This window comes from Streptomyces canus (assembly GCF_041435015.1).
Taxonomy (GTDB): domain Bacteria; phylum Actinomycetota; class Actinomycetes; order Streptomycetales; family Streptomycetaceae; genus Streptomyces; species Streptomyces canus_G.
Map to the genome: position 1 here is coordinate 2,770,431 of NZ_CP107989.1, position 22,363 is coordinate 2,792,793.

Annotated in this window: 23 protein-coding genes; 18 read left to right on the forward strand and 5 right to left on the reverse strand. The window is 69.6% G+C overall.

Going from position 1 to position 22,363, the window contains the following annotated elements; translation table 11 throughout:
* Nucleotides 1–542: 542 nt before the first annotated feature.
* Nucleotides 543–1,367, forward strand: coding sequence for an SDR family oxidoreductase (locus tag OG841_RS12265; RefSeq protein ID WP_371565016.1), 825 nt, complete (start codon nucleotides 543–545; stop codon nucleotides 1,365–1,367).
* Nucleotides 1,368–1,454: 87 nt separating this feature from the next.
* Here the strand turns inward: OG841_RS12265 and OG841_RS12270 are convergent, their stop codons facing one another.
* Together OG841_RS12270 and OG841_RS12275 are read right to left on the reverse strand one after the other, a co-directional pair.
* A complete protein-coding gene (locus OG841_RS12270; RefSeq protein ID WP_371565017.1) occupies nucleotides 1,455–2,543 on the reverse strand; it encodes a tyrosine-type recombinase/integrase in 1,089 nt (362 codons plus the stop codon).
* Between the two features lie 60 nt (nucleotides 2,544–2,603).
* A complete protein-coding gene (locus OG841_RS12275; protein WP_371565018.1) occupies nucleotides 2,604–2,810 on the reverse strand; it encodes a helix-turn-helix domain-containing protein in 207 nt (68 codons plus the stop codon).
* A 1,319-nt stretch (nucleotides 2,811–4,129) separates the two neighbouring features.
* On the opposite strand from OG841_RS12275, the gene cutA reads away from it, so the two are divergent.
* A complete protein-coding gene (gene cutA / locus OG841_RS12280; protein ID WP_371565021.1) occupies nucleotides 4,130–4,450 on the forward strand; it encodes a divalent-cation tolerance protein CutA in 321 nt (106 codons plus the stop codon).
* 69 nt (nucleotides 4,451–4,519) lie between these two features.
* Here the strand turns inward: cutA and OG841_RS12285 are convergent, their stop codons facing one another.
* A complete protein-coding gene (locus OG841_RS12285) occupies nucleotides 4,520–5,761 on the reverse strand; it encodes a helix-turn-helix transcriptional regulator (RefSeq protein ID WP_371570666.1) in 1,242 nt (413 codons plus the stop codon).
* A gap of 254 nt (nucleotides 5,762–6,015) precedes the next feature.
* Between OG841_RS12285 and OG841_RS12290 the strand changes: the two genes are divergently transcribed.
* Entirely contained in the window at nucleotides 6,016–6,402 is a 387-nt protein-coding gene (locus OG841_RS12290) for an ATP-binding protein (protein ID WP_371570669.1), read from the forward strand.
* A 62-nt stretch (nucleotides 6,403–6,464) separates the two neighbouring features.
* On the opposite strand, the gene OG841_RS12295 is transcribed toward OG841_RS12290, so the two are convergent.
* Nucleotides 6,465–6,965 carry an SAM-dependent methyltransferase gene (locus tag OG841_RS12295; protein WP_371565024.1) on the reverse strand — a complete coding sequence of 167 codons (501 nt, stop codon included), beginning with the start codon at nucleotides 6,963–6,965 and terminating at the stop codon, nucleotides 6,465–6,467.
* Nucleotides 6,966–7,037: 72 nt separating this feature from the next.
* Nucleotides 7,038–8,426 (reverse strand): Tat pathway signal protein, encoded by a 1,389-nt coding sequence (locus tag OG841_RS12300; RefSeq protein ID WP_371565030.1) that lies wholly within the window; start codon nucleotides 8,424–8,426, stop codon nucleotides 7,038–7,040.
* A gap of 189 nt (nucleotides 8,427–8,615) precedes the next feature.
* Here OG841_RS12300 and OG841_RS12305 point away from each other — a divergent pair, with 189 nt between their 5' ends.
* The 15 genes from OG841_RS12305 (at nucleotide 8,616) to fxlM (ending at nucleotide 22,360) form a co-directional block, all read left to right on the forward strand.
* Nucleotides 8,616–9,113 carry a DUF6415 family natural product biosynthesis protein gene (locus tag OG841_RS12305; RefSeq protein WP_371565036.1) on the forward strand — a complete coding sequence of 166 codons (498 nt, stop codon included), beginning with the start codon at nucleotides 8,616–8,618 and terminating at the stop codon, nucleotides 9,111–9,113.
* A 137-nt stretch (nucleotides 9,114–9,250) separates the two neighbouring features.
* Entirely contained in the window at nucleotides 9,251–10,765 is a 1,515-nt protein-coding gene (locus OG841_RS12310) for a sensor histidine kinase (protein ID WP_371565043.1), read from the forward strand.
* A 72-nt stretch (nucleotides 10,766–10,837) separates the two neighbouring features.
* Nucleotides 10,838–11,353 (forward strand): roadblock/LC7 domain-containing protein, encoded by a 516-nt coding sequence (locus OG841_RS12315; protein WP_371565048.1) that lies wholly within the window; start codon nucleotides 10,838–10,840, stop codon nucleotides 11,351–11,353.
* A complete protein-coding gene (locus OG841_RS12320; protein WP_371565054.1) occupies nucleotides 11,350–11,757 on the forward strand; it encodes a DUF742 domain-containing protein in 408 nt (135 codons plus the stop codon). Before OG841_RS12315 ends, OG841_RS12320 begins: the two co-directional genes overlap by 4 nt.
* 55 nt (nucleotides 11,758–11,812) lie before the next feature.
* Complete coding sequence (locus OG841_RS12325; RefSeq protein ID WP_162625126.1) at nucleotides 11,813–12,400, forward strand: GTP-binding protein; 588 nt, start codon at nucleotides 11,813–11,815, stop codon at nucleotides 12,398–12,400.
* Nucleotides 12,400–13,038: a GAF domain-containing protein gene (locus OG841_RS12330; protein WP_371565062.1), complete on the forward strand. Its 639-nt coding sequence runs from the start codon at nucleotides 12,400–12,402 to the stop codon at nucleotides 13,036–13,038. The genes OG841_RS12325 and OG841_RS12330 overlap by 1 nt, the downstream gene beginning before the upstream one ends.
* Nucleotides 13,039–13,121: 83 nt before the next feature.
* A complete protein-coding gene (locus tag OG841_RS12335) occupies nucleotides 13,122–14,375 on the forward strand; it encodes an acyl-CoA dehydrogenase family protein (RefSeq protein WP_371565066.1) in 1,254 nt (417 codons plus the stop codon).
* A 128-nt stretch (nucleotides 14,376–14,503) separates the two neighbouring features.
* A complete protein-coding gene (locus OG841_RS12340) occupies nucleotides 14,504–14,998 on the forward strand; it encodes a LuxR C-terminal-related transcriptional regulator (protein WP_371565072.1) in 495 nt (164 codons plus the stop codon).
* Nucleotides 14,995–15,645 (forward strand): hypothetical protein, encoded by a 651-nt coding sequence (locus tag OG841_RS12345; protein ID WP_246040944.1) that lies wholly within the window; start codon nucleotides 14,995–14,997, stop codon nucleotides 15,643–15,645. Before OG841_RS12340 ends, OG841_RS12345 begins: the two co-directional genes overlap by 4 nt.
* Nucleotides 15,642–16,217, forward strand: a complete 576-nt coding sequence (locus OG841_RS12350) for a DUF6624 domain-containing protein (RefSeq protein WP_371565077.1) — start codon at nucleotides 15,642–15,644, stop codon at nucleotides 16,215–16,217. Before OG841_RS12345 ends, OG841_RS12350 begins: the two co-directional genes overlap by 4 nt.
* 74 nt (nucleotides 16,218–16,291) lie before the next feature.
* A complete protein-coding gene (locus tag OG841_RS12355; RefSeq protein WP_371565079.1) occupies nucleotides 16,292–16,759 on the forward strand; it encodes a DUF6082 family protein in 468 nt (155 codons plus the stop codon).
* Nucleotides 16,760–16,891: 132 nt separating this feature from the next.
* Nucleotides 16,892–17,080 carry an FxLD family lanthipeptide gene (locus tag OG841_RS12360; protein WP_371565083.1) on the forward strand — a complete coding sequence of 63 codons (189 nt, stop codon included), beginning with the start codon at nucleotides 16,892–16,894 and terminating at the stop codon, nucleotides 17,078–17,080.
* A 92-nt stretch (nucleotides 17,081–17,172) separates the two neighbouring features.
* Nucleotides 17,173–19,212, forward strand: a complete 2,040-nt coding sequence (locus OG841_RS12365) for a lantibiotic dehydratase family protein (RefSeq protein ID WP_371565085.1) — start codon at nucleotides 17,173–17,175, stop codon at nucleotides 19,210–19,212.
* Complete coding sequence (locus OG841_RS12370) at nucleotides 19,209–20,279, forward strand: lanthionine synthetase C family protein (RefSeq protein WP_371565088.1); 1,071 nt, start codon at nucleotides 19,209–19,211, stop codon at nucleotides 20,277–20,279. Before OG841_RS12365 ends, OG841_RS12370 begins: the two co-directional genes overlap by 4 nt.
* A gap of 35 nt (nucleotides 20,280–20,314) precedes the next feature.
* The gene (gene fxlM, locus OG841_RS12375; protein WP_371565090.1) at nucleotides 20,315–22,360 is read left to right on the forward strand and encodes a methyltransferase, FxLD system; all 2,046 of its coding nucleotides are present in this window, start codon (nucleotides 20,315–20,317) and stop codon (nucleotides 22,358–22,360) included.
* The last annotated feature ends 3 nt before the right edge of the window (nucleotides 22,361–22,363 follow it).

The following is a 22,363-nucleotide window of genomic DNA, read 5'->3' on the forward strand; positions in this document are numbered from 1 at the left end:
CCGTTGGTAGCCTCACGAGCGGCGCAAGTGTTCGCCCAGCTCCATGGCCTGCTAATGGAGCTGGAGGGACAGATGGAGGGCCGTACAGTTCCAGCCCGTCGGCCTATGTCATCGCCATACAGGCGTGAAGACTTCCACCAGCCTCCCCACCCGGAGCTAGGGAAGCGACGCCGGCAAGACGGTCGCGGGTCCTTCGTCGGTCCGCCCCTGCTCTCCCGCCCGAGATGATCGTTGAGCTCACCCTTAGGGCCCCTCGACCACCAGCTTCGTCAACTGCGCCAGCAGACCGCCCTCAACTGCCGACTCACTCGCACGCGTGTTCTGCTTCATGCCGCTCTTCCGCGGGAGACTCACCAGTTCTAACTGATGCTCTCTGTTGAGGAGTTACACGAGGACTCACCACACAGACCCTCCCTCGAACTTGGGTGAGCGCACGACCGTGCTGCGGTCCCCTGCGGGATGCTCACGCCGAACGGGCCCGGCCTCCTGCTGCATCTTCCGTGCTCTCCGCCGCCCCAACAGCATGCCTTAGCGTGTGCGGCATGAGGATGCTCATCATTGGTGGCAGCGGGTTCTTAGGGACGGAGCTGCTGCGCCAAGCGCAAGTACGGGGCTGGGAGGCGGATGCTACGTTCCACTCCCGCCCCAGTGCCGCGCAGGCCGGCGCCTGGCACCAGCTTGACGTCCGTGATCCCGCACAGGTGGAAGCGCTCCTGGTTACGGTGGCACCTCGCGCGGTGATCAACGTGGGAAGCGGCGGTGCGGACTGGGCGATCACTGCGGACGGCTCCATCCACATCGCCATGGCCACCGCGAAGCTCGGAATCCGCCTGGTACATGTCTCCTCTGATGCTGTGTTCTCCGGCATCGGCAAGGCCCGTTACGACGAGACCTGCGCCCCAGACCCGATCACCCCGTACGGGGCCGCGAAGGCCGCCGCTGAGACCGCTGTGCGACTGCTGTGCCCGGACGGCCTTGTCGTCCGCACCTCCCTGATCATCGGCGACGGAGGATCCCACCACGAACGGGTGGTGCACGAGCTGGCTGCCAATGAGCGGGAGGGAGCCCTGTTCACGGACGACATTCGCTGCCCCGTCCACGTCGCCGATCTTGCGGCCGGTTTGTGGAAGCTCGCGGCCTCGAACGAGGCAGGCGTCTTCCACCTCGCCGGCACCGACGCCCTCAGCCGCTACTCGCTGGGCGTGCTCATCGCCCGCCGCGATGGCATCGCACCCTCCTTGCTGCCCGCGGGCCGTCGGGCGGACACCCGGCTACCGGGGGCACTGGACGTACGCCTCGACAGCCGCGCCGCGCAACGGCTGGGCATCAGGCTCCGCGGCGCCAGGGACTTCCTCCATACGAGGTAACACCCGCTGGCCGACCCCAGTTAGTCCGGGCGTCACCTGCGGTCAAACCTTCTCCCCCGTCCGGCGCGGACAGGGGAGATGGAACGTTCATGCTGCGACGGTGAGCGGGGCTTCCATCCGCTCCCATGCTCCGAGGACGGCCTTGTGCGCGTCCGGCTGCAGGTGAGCGTAGCGCTGGGTGGTTTGGAAGCTCTCGTGGCCCAGGAGGTGCTGGACCTCGTAGAGCGAGACTCCCTTCTGGACCAGCCACGAGGCGCAGGTGTGACGCATGGAGTGCGGCGGGTAGTGCGGGACGAGTAGCTGCTCGCCGTCGCTGTCGAAGTAGTAGGCGGCCTCGACGGTGGGCCACCAGATCTGCCGGCGCCAGTTGCTGTCGGCGAGGAGCCGTCCGGCACGGCCCTTGGTGGTGGTGGTGAACACCACGGCGTCCCGGTCGAGCCGGTGGATGTGGCGTTCGAGGGCCTCCAGGACGTGAGGCGGGAGCGGGACCTCTCTACGGCTCTTGGAGCTCTTGGGGTACTCCTTGATGCCGCTTTTGCTGTTGACCTCCACCACAAACAGTCGCGAGCGGCGCTGGTCGATGCGGTGGCGATGCAGGCCAGACAGTTCTCCCCATCGGAGTCCGGTGTAGAAGCCGAGCAAGCACATCGTCCGCCACGCGGCGGGGAGTTCGTCCAGGATGCTCTGTGCCTGGTCAAGCGTGAACCACTGCGGCGGCTTGACCGCGATCTGGGGCAAGTCGATGTTGCGGCACGGGGTCACCGCCAGGACATCGTCGTCGACGGCAGCGCGCATCATGGAGGATGTCAGGTTGTAAGCCCGTTTGATCGCAGCGGCCCCCGCCCCTTTCTCGACCAGGGTCCGGATCCAGCTCTGGACGTCCATGCGGGTGATGGCCCGTATCTCCCAGTCCGCCCAGTAGGGCATGACGTGGTTCTTGATGTTGGATGCGTCGCCGCGAAGCGTGTGGGGCTCCACGATTCGGGCGTTCCACCATCGATCGTGCCACTCGCGGAACGACATCTCGCCGGCCCGCGGGTCGCGCATGCCTCCGCGTGCGAACTGGGTCTCCATCTCGATGCCCCAGGCGCGCGCCTGCGCCTTGAGGGGGAACGACTCGCTGAACCGGTCTCCTGTCCGGTTGCGTACGGTCGCCTGCCACTTGCCGGACTTCAACTTACGGAGGTACGAGGCTCTACTCCTTGTTCAACGGTGACGGGGTGGAATGGCCCAGGGTCAGCGGCGGGCTGCCGGCGGTACGACGGCGCGGCGGCTGATGAACTCGTCGAGGCCGACCGCGGGGACCCGTACACGGGACCGGCCTGATCCGGTACGGAGGTCGACGACAGGCAAGTCGCCTGCAGCGATGAAGCGGTAGACAGTGCGTCGGTCGACGTCCAAGGCGGCGGCGACGGCCGGGATGGACAGCAGGCGTGCAGGCATGGAGGAGAACCTTGAGGTAGGGATGGACTTGGGGTCGACGTGTCAGCAATCGGCGGATCGACCGGGAGATCTAGAGCTCGGCACAGACCCTCATTGAGCGTCAGCTATTGCCCGGGCCGAACCACTACTGACATGACGCCGCCCTGCGATTGCGGATAGACGCGGAGTCAGCAAGCAAGACGGACGGGCCCGCCAGGCCAGGGTGAAAGGGCATGGGGTATCGCGGATCGGCACATCAGGTGAAGTTCCTCGAGAGGGAGCCCACTGGCGACAGAACGGGATCAGCAACGCCGGAGTGCCCTCACGCAAACTCGACGCGGCTACCGCTGCTTTGAGCAACCGGCGCTGCAAAATCAGGGAAGCCGCAGGCGGGGCCGCTCATTACCTCCTTGCGTTTTGCGGCACTACCGACTGCATCCCGCAACGGCTCCACCGCCAAGCACAGCCGCTGCGAACACCCTCAATGGTCATCACGATCGCCGGTTTGGCTAACCGGCGATCGTGGTCTATGTTGCGCGCCTCATCAAATGCATCCGACAGCTCCTCGGGCTGGCCGCAGTCAAGACGCCAGCCGTTGAGCGCAGGGATGGGGCCGCACCGTCCGCAACAAACACCAGCAGATCGTCATCAGGCGGGCAGTCATGATTCCCCACCATTACACGCTCAGGAACCGCGACGGCATGGGCCACCAAGCGAGTTGCAGCTCCGGGGTGCGCCGCAAAAGTGCGGGGACGGCCCTATCGCGGCGGTAGCCGTGTGGCAGCAGGTCCTCGCCGAACAGGCCAGGCATTCAGTGCGCCGAACGCAAAGAGGAAGGGGGAATGAAGCGCATGGAACGAATAGCGGAACCGACAGGAGGGCCTCCTAAGTAGGACCGTGCCAGCAAAGCAGCCCAGTGCGGTGTGGGGTTCCGAATCAATCGCAATCCGGCCGCGCTGGAGAAACTGCATGCGTCTGACCTGGTATTTTCCGGGACGTTGTACGTTGACATGCTCCCGGCGGAGGTTTCCAGTCCTTTGGAGTTCTTTCTTGTCTGCCGTGGGCGAATGCCCGCGGACAACTGCGTGGAGCCCTCCTGCCACGGATCCGTTGAGGCGCAGACATGCGCCGACCCCCGCATCATGAAGCCGTTACACAACCTCGTCGACGAGAGGACCTTCACCGTGGTGCCGGAGCGACGCGCCACCCAGAATGACTCGCTGCCGTCTGACTGATCCGGGCCGGTGGGTAGTTCCCCTCCTTCACCGGCAGCGACCGGCTTTCGGCGTGCCCTTGACGGCTGGGTAGGGTCGCGGTACCCGAGCTGGAGAGGTAGTTGCATGGCCAACGATATTGTGATCGCGCAGACGACCAGCGACAACGAGGACCAGGCGAAGGCGCTGGCCTGGGGCGCTGTGGAGAGCAAGCTGGCAGCGGGCGTCCACATCGATGCGCCGATCACCGCCTTCTACTGGTGGAAGGGGAAGGTTGAGACGGCGCAGGAGTGGCGGATCTCGTACATGACTACGACGGACCGTCTCCCGGCACTGGAGGCGTGGCTGCACGAGAAGCACCCGTACGACGTCCCCCAGTGGATCACATTGCCCGTGACCGGCGGTTCGGAGGCGTACCTGTCCTGGGTAGTCGCGGAGACGGCATAGGTCTGCGGAGCGACGGACCGGCCGTACGACTGTTCGCGTCCTGGGCTTGTCCGCGTGCCGCGCAGGGACTCAGGATGCGAACTGCCGCAGATGGCGGCTCAGTTCCTGCTCGCTGTCGGGGAGAGACGCTGCGATTGTCGATGCGCGCTCCCTGCCCATCGTGTTGGGCTTGGCCTGTGCCGCTGCGGCGAACTGGCGTGACACGTAGACCCCTTGGTCGACGTCACCTCCACGCAGCAGGGCCGAAGCGAGATCACCGAGGACCACGACGCCTCCGTCCGGGAGTTCGTCTCCGAGGCGGTCGACTGCGGTGTCTGCTGCAGCGGTGAGTTCGGGACGCCCCAACTGCCCGTATACAGAGAGGGCCAGCGAGTCCATGCGGTACGGGGTCACGAACCGGACCCACGCCTGCTCGTTGGTGTGATCCGCGAAGTCGTAGGCGAAGCGCGCTCGCTCCAACGCCCGGAGCGCCCCCATCTCGTCGCCGGCCGCCGCAGCCTCCTCGGCGTGCCTGCCGAGGACCCAAGCGGCAGCAGTAGCGTTGCCGTGGCCTCGCACATCGCTGGCCGCCTGGGAAAGGAACTCCAACTTCGCCTTCGGCCTCGAGGCGCCGTAGCTGCTGTAGGTCAGGGCCAGGGCTCGGAGCGGAGGGTGCCCGGCGGTCGTCGCACACTGCGACGTGACCTTGTAGTACGCGTCGGCTTTGTCGTGCTCACCCAGGTCCCAGGCAACCCAACCGGCCAGGGCGGCGGTTTCTCCGGCGGCGATAGTGAGAGCCCGCTCGTGCTCGCCGGCACGAGGCAAAGCCGCGGTGATCGCGTCAAGATGCGACTCGACCGTGCTTTGTAGCCGCCGGGCGCTGAGATTGAGTTCCTGGACGTGTAGTTCAGCGGCCCGGTCGATGAGCGCGACGGCGGTGGGCGAATCGATCTTGGCCCCCTTGCTGAGGGCGAAGGCGAGGCGCCCCCAGGGCTCGGCAGCCGCGCTCACGCCGACAGCGGCGCCACCCAGCAGCGTGCGACGCTTCACGGCGTCCTGGTCCTCCTCTGCATTGGCATGCCCCCTTCTCTTCCGAGCGCGGGCAGCCTTGGCCTCCCGCTGTAGCTCCTCGAAGGGCACACCGCAGGCCGCCGCGATGTGGGCGATTGTGTGATTGGTAGGGACGTTCTCGAAGTTCTCATAGCGGCTGATCTCTCGGCGGGTCATGGTGTCCCGGCCGGAGACAGCGTTGATCGCGTCTGCCTGCTCCTCCTGCGTCCTGCCCGCCTCCTGCCGGAGCCGGAGGAGCAGGTCGGCGAACGGATCTGGCATGAGTGTGACCTCTATTGGTGGGCGGAATCCAATCATGGCCTCAATTCCCCCTCCAACTTTCCCCCTTGACAGATATTTCCCCCTCTGGATTCCCCTGGTCGACGGCGTCGCCACGCGGTGCGATAGCCCCCATGACCAGGCTCCAAGAGGAGACCCCGCCGCGCGGGGGCATCCGTAGCTTTGCCGACGTGGCAGGCATGTCATGCGCGAGGTCGGTTCACGAAGACCGGCACAGCACATCGGCGAGGGCAGGCATACCGGCGGCATCCCATGGCTGTCAGGCGGCCTTTCTCCCTGATCTCGCGAAAGTTGGGGAGATGCGGCAGACAGCCGGGGCGTTCCTGCGGCGGTGCCGTGTTTCGGAGCCGGTGGCGGGGGTCGTCGTACTGGCCGTCTCGGAGCTGGTCACCAACGCCGTGATTCACGGTGAGGGAGAAGTGGTGCTCCGGATCACGGTGGCCGTCGACGTGGTGCGCGTCTCGGTCACCGATCACCATCCGGCCCCAGCTGTACTCAAGGAAGCCGGACCCGACGGTGAATCCGGTCGAGGGATCCGGCTTGTCGATGCGATCTCAGACGCGTGGGAGAGCAGCGGCGAGGAGACGTGGTGTGAGTTCCGGAACGCGAGGGCTGCGGGTTGAGCCAGACTTCCAAGTGGTTCCCGGCCATGCGGTTGACGAGTCGGGCAGCTCAGTCACTTCCCCTACAGGGGACGCTCGGAGGGCCGTTCGCTTGCCTTCGCCCAGTAGTTCGGATCAAGCATCTCGCCAGGCCATGCGGGCTGACGGATCGGGCCCTGAGGCCCCATCTGTTCGAAGTACGGTGCCAGGTCGATCACGGGCGTCCCGTCGACGGCGTCGAGATCGGTGACCAGGAGGTCCCTGCCTTCGACCTTAAGCAACCGCGGGTAACTGACCGCCAGTTGGTTGGGGCGCCGGTGGTTGCGGTGGACGAACGTACCGGTCGCCGGCCAGTTCTGGTTTCCCCTTGGACTGCGTGCGTGGAGCTGGACATCTTCGGGTCGGGCCAGATGGAAGCGCCAGGTCACGGTCAGGTGGGAGAACTCCTCGATTCCTTGCAGCGTTTCGAGGGGATACGCGTCGTCGAGCCGGATGATCGATTCGACCCCGCCTTGGTAGTCGTCCTGTACGCGGGTGTGGCCGCCGACGACCGTTGCGATCGACTTGACCTCGTAGGTCGGCATCAACGCTCGTTCCTCTCCCTGGGCGTAGCGTGCGCGGCGGCCTCCGGTCAGGGCCGCGAAACCGTTCTGTGGTCAGCCTATGGCGCGCAACATGCCTCGCGCGCGACGGTCCAGTTCGGCGACGTAGCGACCACCGCGCTGCCGGACGGGCGAGATGTCGCTCTGCATGCGGACGATGACGTCGCGGGCTCGCCCGGACTGGATCCCGGCCATGGCGTCGAGTGCTTCGTTCCAGGTTGCGCATGCCTCGTCGAGGCGTCCCTGCTGGACTTGGACAGCGCCGAGGTAGCCGAGCGTCACGCTGTGGGTACGGGCGAACTGCTGGCGTCGGCGCGTAGCCACGCTGCGCTTGAAGTGGATCTCCGCGTCCCGAGGCTGGCCCATGTCGCGCAGAGCGCAGGCCGTCTCGTGGGCGAGGGAGGCTTCCTGAAAGAAGCCGACGCGGGCCGGTGCCTCGGTGGCGTCGGCGCGGGCGAGGTCCCGCTCCGCGCGGCTAATGGCCGCGAGGGTGCCGGCCCGGTCGCCGTCGGACGCAAGGGCGCGTGCATGGACGATCGCCAGCAGCGCCTTTTCACGATGGCTGGCCTGGCCGTAGCGGTCGCGGGACATCGAGGCGTCGGCCAGGGCCAGTGCCCGGCGTGGATGCCCGAGGTCCACGGCCTGGTGGGCGAGGGCGCGCAGGACGTGACCACCGAGCGGTCCGTCTCCAGCTTCCGCCGCGATGCGGGCGGCAATGGTGAGGTAGCGCTGGGCAGTGCGGTGTTCGCTGGCGTCGAAGGCCATCCAACCGGCGAGGTAGGTCATCTCCGCCACGGCGGAGTACGTGTCGCGGCGGAGCTGATCTGTGCGGAATCGGCCGCCGAGCAGCGGTACCGCACCGTCGAGCAGGTGGCTGGCGAGGGCCTTGCGGCCGGATGCGCCGCCTCGCTGCTGGTCGCGCGCGGAGTAGTAGACCGTGAGATCGCGGACGTCGTCGATGTCCGCCTGGGTCACCGAGCGCGAGGAGGCCGGTCGGCGGTTCGCCGCTGCAGCGGGGGCGGCTGCCCACCACGAGGTAGTGGGCAGGGCAAGGCCGGCTGCGGAGTAGGCGGCGGTGGCCAGCAGCTTGCGTCGGTGCATGTCGAGATCGTCGCTTCCCAGCTCGGCCAGTGCGGTCAGAGGGTCGACGCTCCAGTCGGAACCGCTGTCGGTCGTGCCTGTCGGCTCTTCTTCCAGCCCGAGATCGGCCAGGGAGAGGCGGCGGCCAAGTCTGCGGGACAGCGTCTCGCGCAGGATATGCGGTGCTCTGCCGCTGGGCTTTGTGCCCTGGACCCACATGGCGATGTGCGAGCGGGAGATCGCGTCGAGTTCGCGCACTCCGCTCTCAGCGGCCACGCGGGCCACCGCGGCGGCTGCTTGTGGCTGGGACCAGCCTGCTTCGCGCAGAAGTGCGGCGAGGGCGACGTTGCGTTCACGGGCCATGGGCTGCCCCTCGGTTCCGAAATGATCTTTGACGCCTTTGACTGCCCTGCGGGCGGTGTGGGCATACCGCTCGGCCGTGATTCACGGTTCGCTCAACGTAGCGGCCAGATCACTCACTTCGCACGTCAGTCGTCGGTGCCACTTGGTGACTTGGGCTCACTTTGGCTTGATCCGAACAGGAGTTGTGTCATGCGCCTTTCGCTGGACCCTCGCCGAGGCGACAGCCAGCTCGGAGGCGGGCGCGGGCGGCGAGAGTCCGCCACCGTGGTGCCGGCGCCAGAGCGCGATCACGTGGTTGCCGCGTCGGAGACGGTAACGCTCGTGCTGGGCGAGGATTCACCGCTGCCCGAGAACGCTGCCGATGTGGAGGACCTCGTTCGGCTTCTGCGCGGTCATATCGCCCAGTTGGGAGCACGGACCGCTGTGGGCAGCCCCGTCCTGGTGCGAGCGCAACGGCTCTGCTCCGAAAGCATTCCCGAGGGCTACATGCCGAGCCGGGTGTACTTGGTCAAGCTCGCCGAAGCCACCCGGGAGCTGATGGCACACGTGGAACGGGGCGGTCCCGGGCCGATCCGATCGAAGCGCGGGCGGCGCTGGCGGAAGCCGCAGATCAACGCGCTGCGCGGGGCGGTCTTCGCCGTCGCCCTGGCCTGTCTGGTCTTCGCCGCTTCGGTACCGCGGACATGACGGTGACCGGGGCCGTCGTCATCGGGCTGGTCCTCGGGCCGATGGCCTGGCCCGTTCGGCCCCACGCAGCACACGCCAGATCCGCGCAGACCTGACGCCGCAACACGCTTAGTCACCCCCACCTCACGAGGATTCCCATGCCTGACAGCGCCTTCCCGGCACGGCCGGCCGCTACCGGCCACCGCAGACGGCGGCCTCCGATCGACGCGTTCACGCTGCACCGTGTCCGCCGCGCCGTGGCATTGCCCCTGGTGCTGCTAGCTGCGCTGCTGGGTGCCGCCTTCCCCCTCTGGTCGGTGTCCGCCGTAGGCCCCGGGTGGCTCCTGGCCGGCCTGGTCTGCGGACTGGCCGGGGTCGCCACGGCGGCGGCTCGCGGAGCGCGCGTGGCGGCAGGTGCCGTGCAGGCGACCGCGGCGGAGGACTGGGCAGCGGCACTGGCAGCGGTTGCGGGGGCAGCGGCGGCCGTCGAGAAGTCGGTGCAGTGGTCGGCGGATGAGCTGTGCCGCGGGGGACGCCCGCCGCTGCCGGACCTGCAGGCGCCAACTTCGGCCAGTCCGAACGCCGAGATCAACACGGCGTTGAGTGCCCTCCAGGTGCAGGCCATCGCGTCGCTGATACGGGTGCACGACGAGTCCCAGTCCGTCGTCCTCCTGGAAGTGCTGCGCCGTCTGGCCATGCGCGAGCACGCACTGGTCGGCAAGGCGCTTCAGGCACTGAGCGAGCTGGAGATGCTGACCGACGACCCGGAGCTACTGGCCAAGATCTTCGAGATCGATCACCTCGTGACACGGATGCGTCGCCAGGTCGAGAGCACTGCGGTGCTGGGCGGCCAGTCCCTGCGCAGCGTGCGCCGGCCCGTTCCCGTCGCGACGGCACTGCGCGGCGCCGTGTCCGAGGTCGTGCAGTATCCACGTGTGTCCGTCGCCGCCGGGTCCGTGGGCGCCGAGCTAGGTCTTCCCGGCCATGTGGGCCCGGACCTGACGCACCTGCTGGCCGAGCTGATCGAGAACGCCTGCGAGTGCTCCGATCCCGCGACGAAGGTGATGGTGCGTGCGCAGCGCGTGGCGAACGGGCTGGCGGTCGAAGTCGAGGACCGGGCTATTCCCATGCATCCGCAGACGCGGGCGCAGATGAATCACCTGCTCAAAGCCCCCGACGAAGTCGACGTCAGCGGCCAAGTCCGGGCCGGCCGACTCGGATTGCTGGTCGCCGCGAAGATCGCCCAGTCGCACGGGCTGTCCGTTCTCCTGCAGGAGAACGTAACAGGAGGGACCACCGCCCTCGTCGTCATCCCGGCACGGCTCCTGGTAGCGATTCCCTCTGTCGACGATGCGACCGCGCGGCACCAGGAAGCCCGCCCATCCGCTCCGCCGCAGCAGGTCGCCGCGGCTCCAGCCGTCCCGACGGCAGGCCAGGTCACACACCCCGGCAATGTGGGGGCACCAGGAGCCGTAGAGGCAGGTCACTCTGCTGATGCGCCCGCTCTTCCCACGCGTAGACGTCAGGCCGGCTCGTTCCGTCCATCGCGCGAGCGGGAGCAAGCCCCCGTGACCGGGGCGACGCCAGGGCTCGCAGCCGCCTTCCGCAACGGCATCCAGGCCGGCGGGAGAGCCGGTTCTTCCGCCGCTTCGACAGAGCAGCCCGCGCCCTGAGCCCCCGTCCCTCGACGTTCCCGGTGGCCCGTTACATCCACGGGCGCCCTTCCCCCTTCTGGAGCGATCCCTATGAGCACCCACCCCGCGATGGACAACGCGACCGGCGACGCGCCCGTAACCGAGACAACTGCAAGCGGACAGCGGGACAACATGGCCTGGCTGCTGCGTCAGTTCGCCTCCGACGTCCCGGGCGTCACGCACGCCGTCCTGCTGTCGCGCGACGGACTGCGGCTGCTGGACAGCGACGTCGACAAGGACTGGGCGGACGAACTGTCGGCCGCCCTCAGCGGAGTTGCCTCCCTCGCGGCGAACATCACCGGCCCCAGCCACAAGAAGAGGCCGGCCCGGCAGGTCATCATCGAGCGCGACGACTGCCTCTTCTTCGTTCAGAGCGCCGGACGCAGCGCGGCCTTCGACAACCACCCCGGCAACGAACGCGGTGAGGTGGACACGATTCTCGCCGTCATCGCAACCACGGACGCCGATGCGGGCACCGTCGGATTCGAGATGGGGCGCCTCGTCCAGAAGTTCGCCCCCTACATGCTGATCCCGGTCCGCGTCGGCACGGGCGGAGAGGTCCGGTGAGCACACACGGCCGCGCGACCGAGGAGTCGATGTTCGTGCGGACCTACACCCTGACGCGCGGGCGGACCAGGCCGCGGCACCTACTCGGTCTGGAAACCGTGCTGGAAGCAGGACGGGGAAGGCCCGGCCCGGCCCAGGCCGAGAAATGCGAGGAGATCCTCGCCCTGTGCCGGGAGCGCCGACGATCGGTGGTCGAACTGGCGGGACGACTTGGCCGGCCCGTCACCGCCGTCAAGATCCTCGTCTCGGACCTCCTGGACGCCGACGCCTTGGTCGTCCCCCTCACCCACCCCTATGCCGATACAGGCGCGGAATCCGGTCCGTCTACCCAACTGCTGGCAGCCCTTTCAGCGGGCTTGAAGAGGAAGTGGCCTGATGCCATCGCCTACCCCCAGGCCGGATGACCCGGGCGCAGTGCTGCGTACTTCGCCGCACCCGCGCGCCGGCGCCGCGCCGACCGTGCTGAAGGTCGTGATCGCCGGGGGCTTCGGCGCGGGCAAGACCACCGCCGTAGGCGCCGTCAGCGAGATCGCGCCGCTGAGCACGGAGGAGTACCTGACCGAGGCGAGCGCAGACGTGGACAGCCTGGCGGGCATCGAGGCGAAGCAGACCACCACGGTCGCCTTCGACTTCGGCCGCCTCAGCCTGCCCGACGCGCCCGTACCCCTGGAACTGTTCCTGTTCGGCACGCCCGGCCAGGACCGGTTCGTCGACCTCTGGTACGACCTCTCCCGCGGCGCCGTCGGGGCGGTCGTCCTGGTCGACACCCGCCGTCTGGAGAGCAGCTTCACTCCCATCAGCTTCTTCGAAGACATCGGCCTGCCCTTCGTCGTCGCCATCAACCAGTTCGACGGAGCGCACCGTTACCAGCCCGAGCAGGTCCGCACTGCCCTCGAACTCCCTGCCTCCGTACCGGTGATCACCTGTGACGCCCGCGACCCGAACCACGTCGCCGGCGTCCTGCTGACCCTCGTCGGCCACGCCGTGAAGAACGCCTCCGCGAGCCGCGTTCACCACACGCCCACTACCACCCTCCAGGACGCCTGATGTCACATCACCCCAACCCCTACCTCGCATCGCCGACCGCCCCACCCGCCCTGTCCCTGCCGCGACGCGGCACGCGGGACGCCGACCGCGGGCTGATCACCCCGCCCGCCACTGCCGTCACCGGGCCACAGACCCAGCAGGCACCGGAGCTGGCGCAGCGGTACGAGCTGCTCAACCGCCTGGGCGTGCCTACCGTGGCGAGCGAGGACTTCGACGACCTGGCCCGCGACATGGCCGCCAAGGCCGGGTTCCTGTACGGGTTCGTCAATCTCTTCCTGGAGGAGCAGACCTTCGTCGGGCTGCACCAGCCGCCGGCGGACAGCGGGTACTTCATCGTCGGCCGCACCATGAGCCGCGACCACGGCTGGTGCCCGGACGTCATGGCCCGCAAGAAGGCTCTCCCGCTGCACGACGTGCACGCCAGTCCGCGCTTCAGCGGCAACCACGTGGTCGACGCCGTCGGGATCCGCTCCTACTTCGGCGCCCCGCTCGTCCATGACAGCGGCACCGTGCTGGGCACGGTGTGCGTCATCGACCCCGAGAAGCGCCCCCTGAGCGAGGCCCGACGGCTCAGGGACATCGTCATCAACGCCGGTGCCCAGGTGATGGACCACATGGTCCGCGCCCCCGTCCGCTAGGCCGTTCCACCACCCCCACCCGGGAGCCGTAGTCGATCCCCGGCCGCTCCACGTTGCGACCTTCGCCCAGGGAGAGGGAGACCATGTCCGCCACACCCACTACACCGCCACCGGCGCTGCGCCCCTACCTCACCGCCCGCCACGAAGTGCTGTGGGACGAGGCGGACGCCTTCGCGGCCGAGCACATCGCGTCGCGCGTCGCGCGTATGGAGGCCGCTCCGGGCAGGGTGGAGCGCAAGGTCGCCGACCTGATGGCCGCACGGGGCTGGTTCGCCGTCACCATCCCGGCCTCCTTCGGCGGGCTGGGTGCCGGACATGTGGCCAAGACCATCCTGGTCCACCGCATCGCGCGGATCTCGGCGGCTGCCGCAGCCATCCTGCAGGCCACCCTGATCCCCGTCGGCGCCCTGCTGCACTTCGCCACCTACGAGCAGAAGGGCCGCTGGCTGCCCCGTGTCGCGGACGGTTCCCTGCTGCTATCGATCGCCGTGACCGAACCACAGGCCGGCGGACACATCGGTGGCATCGAAACCACAGCCGAACGCGCCGGCAGCGAGTGGGTGATCACCGGCCGCAAGGTCCATATCGGCAATAGTCACCTCGCCGGTGCCCACCTCGTCGTCGCCCGCACCGCCGAAGCGGGCGTGAGCACCTCCCAGGCGCTGACCGCGTTCATGGTCGAATCAAGCCGCCGCGGGCTCTCGGTCCCCGAGCACCGCCCCGGCCTTGGTCTGCACGGCTTCTCCGCCGGCCGACTCGACCTCGATCACGTCCGTGTTCCCGAGGACAACGTGGTCGGAGAGATCGGCCAGGGGCTGAGCGTGGCCCAGAGCAGCAGCATCCTGTACGGCCGTCCCAACCTGGCCGCCGTGAGCCTCGGCATTCACGAAGCGGTCGTGGCCGCCACTACTGCTCGTCTCAAGACCCGTCCTCGCTATCGGGCCAGCCTGTCCGACCTGCCCGTACTGCGGGACCGCATCGGTGGCATGGAGGCCCGCCTGCGCGCCGGCCGGATACTCGCCTACCAGTCCGTGCACCTTCTCGACCAGGGCCTGCCCTGCGACGCCGACCTGATCAACGCCAAGTACCTCGGCCACCAGTGGGCCGCGCAGTCGGCCCAGGACGCCATGGAACTGCACGGCGCCCACGCCTTCGACCGCGACTACGCCCTCCAGCGCTTGTGGCGCGACATCCAGCACACCTACCCGCCCGCCGGCACCGGCGAGGTCCAGCGCATACGCCTAGCCGACGCCGCTTTCGACGAGGACCACATCCAGTGGTCCGAACGCCTCGCCGCCGAAGCCGCCTGGGCACGCCCCGACCCGACCGCCGCATGAGCCCCCGTACGCGGCACCCCGTGAATCCCGACCGCCGCGCACGGGCCGGTGCCGCCGGTCCCCGTCCCCCGCGGGGACCGGCAGCACCCACCCCGGTGACCGTCCGTTCCAGCCGAGAAAGAGACACCGTGACCCCGCCCGTGACGACCAGCGCACCGATCACCCCTCTGACGCCGACGCTGCAGCGCGTCGCCCAACACCTCGCGAACGGCTGTGCATCCCAAGAGATCGCCGCGAAGACAGGGCTCTCGGCGGTCACCGTCCGCCAGTACATCCGCGACATCCGCGCGAGCCTCCACTGCCCGCCCCGCTGCAAGCCCCCCGTCATCGTGCACCGCCTGTTCACCACCCAGCAGGTGGCCTCTCCCACGGCGGACAGGCCAGCTCCGAAGCTCAGCCCCGAGCAGCGGCTGCTGTTGCGAGCCGTCGCTGAGCACAGCGATACGCGCGACATCGCCGTCGCCGCCAAACTCGCCCCGGCCGACCAGCGCGCCGCGCTCGACCAGCTCCTCGCCGACACGGGCGCACAGGACACCACCGAACTGGTGGTCCTGGCGCACGGCTGGCAGCTGCTGCCGGCCGAGCAGGCAGCCCACGCGACGCGAAACGGGGCAAGCCAGTGACCCGGCCTACGACCTCAGCGGCCAGCGAGTACCGCTCCGCCTCCGTCCCCTTCACGCAGACGCCGCCGACCGCCATCTACGAGATGCGCATGCTGCGCACGGCGGCCGAGCGCGAGGAAGCTGCGGCCCTCGTCCAGGACCGCCAGCGCTGGCTCACAATGCACGGCCTGCCCGTACCCGCCCGCGCCGACATCCCGGCACTCTTCCGCGAGGCCCAGACCATGTCCGCCGGACTGTACGAGGACGGAAAGCTGCTGGCCTGCATGATCCCCGAGCGTGACCCCGACCTCGGATGGGGTCAGGGTCCGTGCCTCTTCCTCCAAAGCGTCCACACCCTGCCCGGCCAGTCCGATGACATCACCCGCCTGATCACCCTGTGGGCGTCCGACTTCGCCGCCCGACTCGACCTCCAAGTCGTACGGGCCGAGACGCTGGCCCGCCACACTCTCGAAGCCGAACCCCTCGCTGCCCTCCTGCGTCGGCTCACCGACAACGGCTGGGACGTGTGCGGATCCGGCCCCGGACGCGACGGCGATCGAGTCGCCCGCCTCGAACTCCCCGCCGAGCACCGCGCCGGGCTCCGCGCGCTGATCAGCTGCCAGGTCCACGCGCCTCAGCCGGCTCCGGATGATCGGAGCAACGCGTGACAACTGACGAACCGCAGCGGCCCGACCTCGCCCGCGAGCTGATCGCCCGCGCCACGGAATCGGCCACGCACCGGGCCAAGCGCGTGCGCGACCAGCTCGACGCCGTCCAACTCGGACAGGGCAGGCACACCGACCACGTCAACACCAAGGTGCTGCGCCGCATCCTGGCCGACCACGACTGGCCCGGCCACCGCCTCGTCGGCCCCGACGCGGCCCGTGCCGCGTGGAGCATCGCCCTGCACAGCGACGACGAACCCGACTTTCAGCGCGCCGCCACCACCCTGCTGGGACGTGCGGTCCAGGCCGGCGACGCGCTGGTCCAGCACTGGGCGCACCTGCACGATCGCGCCCTCATCACCAGCGGGCGCGACCAGGAGTACGGCACCCAGCTCCTGCTGTGCGCCGACGGCATCGAGCTGTGCCCGCTGCGCGAGCCGGAGTCAGTCGACGCACGCAGGGCCACCGTGGGTCTGCCGCCGATCGCTGTCGCTCTGAAGGCGGTGCGCCGCCGGTACACCGCGCATGACTCTGCCGATGAAGGCCCGACCGTCGTCCTCGCGGGGGCCGCGTGAAGCAGCGGAACCCCAGGTTCTCCACCAGTCGGCCTCCCGGCCGCAACTCCGCTCTGGGAAAGGATCGTTGACAGATGAAGCTCACCACCGCCGTCCTCGCTGCCGGTGCTGCCGTCTCCGTCACCACCGCCGTGGTCGGAGCCGCTCGGCTCAGGCAGGACGCGCGGCACCAGGCCGAGCGCAACGAGGCGGTCGTCGCCCGCAACCAGCTCGACTGGCTGGCGCAGATGTCCACCAACGCCGACCTCGCCAAGCTCTGGGCGCCCAAGGACGTGGACGTCGAGGAGTACATGCAGCTGCTCCATGCCAACCAGCAGATCTGCACCCTCAACCTGCGCGACCGCCTGGGCTTCGTCCGCGACGGACAACTGCCCTTCTACGCCTCGATGCTCATGAACAGCGACGTCTGCCGGCGCTACTGGGCCCGTTTCGGAGACCTCCGCGCCCAGGAGGCCGAGGGCGACGCACGCGCCGAGCACTTCACCAAGGTCCTGAACCAGGCCGCGAAGGCCCACCAGGAAGCGCAGCCCGTAGCAGCCTGACGGCACGGGTCCCATCGACTCCCAGACGTCCTGGACCAGGCGACGCCTTCGCCTGCCACCGTCTGGCACCAAGCTCCGGGCCCCGACCGGGTCCCGGGATCCCGCACCACCCATCGCCACTAGGAGGCAAGCATGACCGCCGTGCAGACGGAGAGGCCGACCGCCCCCGTGCAGTCGGACCTGGCAACCACCGTCGAGACCGACCCGTTCGGACTCGACATCACCTTCATCGAGGGCACGCCGGCGACCGAGACGGTCCTGATGTGCAGCACGGGCGACACCTGCGGCAGCTCCTGCCCCAGCGCCTGCACCACCTCGTAAGTCGGGACACCCCGACAACGCGGGCCGGATGGGGCTCTCCCCGTCCGGCCCGCCCCGCCCCGCCCGCCACGCAAAAGATGAGGAGAGCGCTGATGACACGGCACCGGTCCAGCCTGTATGAGGGCGCGGGGCAGGCCATGCTGCGCGCCGCGGTGCACACGACCGAGCCCGCCATGCCGCCCTGGCCAGCGACCACGGCGCCCGTGGAGGAGTGGCGCGTGTGGCTGAGCACGGTGTGGTCCGACACCGACTTCCGCCGAACCGTGTCGCAGGCGAGCCCTCACCTGACGGACCAGGTGCAGGCCATCATCGACGGCCGCACACCGAAGGTGCGCCGGATGCGCCGGGCGGCGCTGGCCACCGCCCGCTACGCGATCCGTTACGCCCGCCGCTCCACCCCCTACGGCCTGTTCGCCGGCGTCGCCCCGCTCGGCTTCGCCCAGGCCACGTCCGTGCGCTTCGGTGAGAAGCACCAGGCGGTCACCCGCCCCGACCCGGTGGGGCTCGCAGAGAAACTCAGTGCCTGGGAGAGCGACGCTGCGCGCATGGCCGACGCCGAGGTCTGCGTCAACACCCTGATCCGACAGCGCGACCAGCACATCCACGTACCGTCCGAGGGCGATGCCGAGTTCCGCCTCGCCCTCAGCCCCGCGCTGCGTCTCGTACTCGACCTCGCGCGATCGCCGATCACCTACCGCCAGTTGTCCGACAAACTGGCCGCGGAGTTCCCCGCCGTGAGCGACACGGCGCGCGACCGGCTGCTAGGTGAACTGCTGCGGGTGCGGTTGCTGCGCTCCTCCCTGCGTGCTCCCGCCACCATCGCCGACCCCACCGACGTCTTACCGCCTGCAACGCACACCCAGGCAGCCGGCCTGCGGACAACGTGCGACCTGCGGCTGGACGCCGACGTGCGGCTGCCCAAGCAGGTGCTGACCGAATCGGAGACCGCGGCCACCGTCCTGGCCCGCCTGGTCACCCACCCGAACGGGACACCGACCTGGCGCCGGTGGATCGAGCAGTTCTCCGAGCGCTACGGCGAGAACACCGCGGTGCCAGTGGAAGCGGTGACTGACCCCGACCGGGGCGTGGGCTTCCCGGCAGGGTTCGTCACGGCGAGCGAACCGCCCCGGCCGATGTCCAGGCGAGACCGCCTGCTGCTGGAGCTGGCCGGCACCGCAGCCGCCGAAGGCAGCCGCACCGTCGCGCTGACCGGGGCAATGATCGAGGAGCTGGAAGCAGCGGCCGGCGACAAGCCCCAGGCCCTGGCACCCCACCTCGAACTGGCCGCACAGGTCCACGCCTCCTGTCTTCCGGCCTTGGACCGAGGCGACTTCCGGCTGCACGTTCTGACCGTCTCCCGCTCAGCCGGATCGATGACCGGTCGGTTCTGGCACCTCCTGCCCGGCACCGAGACGGCGTACGCGAACTTGCCCACCGTCGATCCGGAGGCGGAACTCGCGCAGCTCTCCTTCCACGCCGGGCGGGTGCCGGCCGACCTGCTCACCCGCGCACCACAGGCCCTGCCCCGGATCGTCAGCGTCGGCGAATTCCGCCGTCCCGAACCGCACGTGCTCTTCCCACGCGACCTGGCGGTCATCGTCGCGGACGGCCGCCCCCAGCTGGTGGAGTCCGCGACGGGCAAGCCGCTGGAGCTGCTGGCCCCCACCGCCATCAACTTCCTGTGGAACAACTACACCCCGCCGATGGCCCGCTTCCTCGGCGAGATCAGCCGGGCCGCGTCCCCGCAGGTGACCTGGTTCGACTGGGGCGCCGCCTGGACCCTGCCCTTCACCCCGGCCCTCACCTACCGTCGCACCATCCTCACCACAGCCCGGTGGAAGATCCGCAGCCGTACGCTGCCTGCCCGCACCGCCCCACTCCAGCAGTGGGCGGACCAACTCCATGCCTGGCGTGCCCGGTTCCGCGTGCCGGATCGGGTCCTGCTCGCCGAAGACGACCAGCACCTGCCCCTCGATCTCACCCGCGACGTCGACCTGGACCTCCTGCGCGCGCACCTGGACGCCAGCCCTCTCGGCATCGCCACCCTGCACGATGCGCCCCCGCCGGACGCCGACGGGTGGATCGGCGGCCGGGCCCACAGCATCGTCGTCCCCCTGGCCAGGCGCTCATGACCACGACGACCGTGCCCCGTACGCAGGACCTGTCCGAGGGCGCCCTAGGGATGGCGCTGCTCGACATCGAGCGCCGTGATCTGTCCACCGCCCGCCGCCACCTCGCCCAGGCCACCGTCCGGGGCGTCAGCACCGGCAGCAACGCCAGCCTCTTCCACGGCGCACCCGCCCTGGAGTTCGTCCTGGACCGCGCCCACGGGGCCGCAAACGACGTCCGCGCGGCCGTCGACCGCGTCGTGGACGCCCGGCTCGCCGCCGCCCACCGCCGGCAGGAGGCCGGCACGCTGCCCCACCTCGCCGAATGGGACCTCATCCGCGGCATGACCGGGCTCGCCGCACTGCTGCTGTCCCGCCGCCCGATCGCGCCCCGGCTGCCCGACGTGCTCGTTTGCCTCGTCGCGCTCGCACGCCCCGCCCGCAGTGACGGCAGGATCCTGCCCGGGTGGTGGTCGCCGGTCGGCCCCGACGGGAAGGACATGGCAGGCGGACACGGCAACAACGGCATGGCCCACGGCATCGCGGGGCCCCTGGCCGTGCTCTCCCTCGCCCTGCGCGCCGGAGTCAGCGTCCCCGGCCAGGAGGAGGCCGTCGGCACGTTCGCGACCTGGCTCGACCGGCACGGCGACCACTACTGGTCCACCGCAGCCCACATGGACGCCGCCCAGCCGCCCGCAGCGGAGCCGGCCCGCCAGTCCTGGTGCTACGGCCAGCCCGGCATCGCCCGCGCCCAGCAGCTCGCCGCGCTTGCCCTCGGCGACCCTGTACGGCGCCAAGCGGCCGAGGACACCGTCGAGGCGATCCTGACCGACCCGCTGCGGCTCGCCCGGATCACCGACTCGTCGCTCTGCCACGGCTGGGCCGGGCTGCTGACTCTCACCCGCGCGGTCGCCGCCGACAGCACCAGCCCCGAACGCTTCACCCCGATCATCCAAGACCTGCACCGACGGCTGGCCGCCGACTGGGAGCACCTGCCCAAACCCGGATTCATGGAAGGCCGCGCCGGGGCCCAACTTGCCCTGAAGGCCACCGACGACACCGGTTGGACCCGCGTCCTCCTGCTCACCTGACCCCACCCCGCCGTCTCGCAAGGAGTTCCCCCCTCATGACCCTCGACGAAGAGAACCTGCCCGTCACCCTGGACACGTCCTGGTGGCACGCCTCCGTGGCCTTTCCCGACCCGCACGCGGACGCCGCCCGGGCCCTGGCGACCGCGCTGGCCGGGCGCCGCTTCCACTTCCTGCGCAAGGACGCCGGCGTGCGCCTGCGTACCGAACAGCCCGTCGCCGACTTGCTGGACCAGCTCGTCGCCGACCGCGTGATCACCGGATGGGTGGGCGGGATCTACGAGCCGGAGACGCACGCCTTCGGCGGCCCCGAGGGCATGGAGGTCGCGCACGACGTGTTCTGCGCCGACAGCCCGGCCTCGCTCGCCGAGACCGGCACCCCCGGCGCCCGCGAACGCAGCGTGATGCTGCTGTCCGCCATGATCCGCAAGGCAGGGCTGGACCCGTTCGAAGCCGGAGACGTATGGGCCCGGTGGGCCGCCCTGCGGCCCCCCGTCACCCCGCCCCAGGGGCCCGCACTGGACAGAGCCGTCTCCGCGATGCGGCGGCTGATGAACGCGGACGCGGCCCTGCGCTCAGACGCGGAAGCGGGCTGGGTCGAGCGCGTCGCCGAGTTCGAGGACGCCGGCCGCCGCCTGCGCCGGCTCGCCGCAGACGGCCGACTAATACGCGGAATCCGGGCCGTCATCGCCCATCACGCGATCTTCGCGTTCAACCGTGCGGGCGTGCCTGCCGACGCGCAGGCCGCCACCGCGTGGCTCGGCCGTCACGTCGCCTTCTCCACCGGAGAAGGCGCTGACGTGTCTACCCCCAAGTCCGCCTCAGCGGACCCTAGCCTCCCTCGAATGGAGACCACCATGACACCCGTAACCGACCCCAACCAGCTGCGCGAAGCCCTCGCCCAGCGGCTCGTCGACAGCGGCCACCTGCGCAGCAAGGCGGCCATCGACGCCTTCCGCACCACCGACCGGCACGCCTTCCTGCCCGGCGTCGACCTGGAGAGCGCGTACAAGGAGGACGCCGTCCCGATCAAGCACGACGAGCACGGGGAGATGATCTCCTGCATCTCCGCGCCGTCCATCGTCGCCACCCAGCTCGAACAGCTCGGCGCCCAGCCCGGTCACAAGGTCCTGGAGGCTGGAGCCGCCACCGGCTACAACGCCGCCCTCCTCGGCAAGATCGTCTCCCCCGGCGGGCAGGTGTGGACCCTCGACGTCGACCAGGACCTCGTCTCCGGCGCGAGCAAGCACCTCGCCGAGGCCGGCGTCGACAATGCCACCGCGGTGATGGCCGACGGCGCGGCCGGGCTGCCCGAGCACGCCCCCTACGACCGGATCATCTTCACTGTCGGCGCCGGCGACGTACCCGTGAAGATCCTCGACCAGCTCGCCCCCGGCGGGCGCCTGGTCCTGCCGATGCGCATCCGCGGAAGCATCTCCCGATCCTTCGCCTTCGAACGCGACGGCGACACGTGGAAGACCGTCTCCTGCGAGATGGCCACCTTCATCCCGCTGCGCAAGGGCGTCTGCGACGACGTGTACACCCTCGTGCCGATGGCAGGCGAGGGCAACGTGCGCCTGGAGACGTTCAGCGAGCAGGACGTCGACCGCGACGCGCTGCGCTCCGTCCTCGACCAGCAGCAGACCAAGCTCTACACCGGGGTGAAGTTCCGGCAGGGCTCGGCGTGGGAGTGGCTGTACCTGTACCTGGCCTGCGTGCTGCCCAACGGCCTGTCCCGGCTGCCGGGCCAGCGCCCCGGGTTCACCCCGCACTTCGGGTGGGGCTCCATGGCCGCCCTCGACGGCGGGTCGCTGGCATACCTGACCATCCGGGAGGGCGAGGACGAGCAGGGCCGGTACTGGGAAGTCGGCGTGATCGGCCACGGCGAGGGCGGCGCCGGCCTCGCCGAGCGCGTCGTGAGCGAGATCCGCGCCTGGGACGCGACCGGCGGCAACGACGCCCCCGAGCCGGGCTTCCGGATGGCCGTCGCGGACTCGCGTGACCGGCTGATGGCGGACGACGCCTGCTTCGTCGTCGACAAGCCCTACAGCCGACTCGTCGTCGACTGGGCGCGCAAGGGCTGAGCC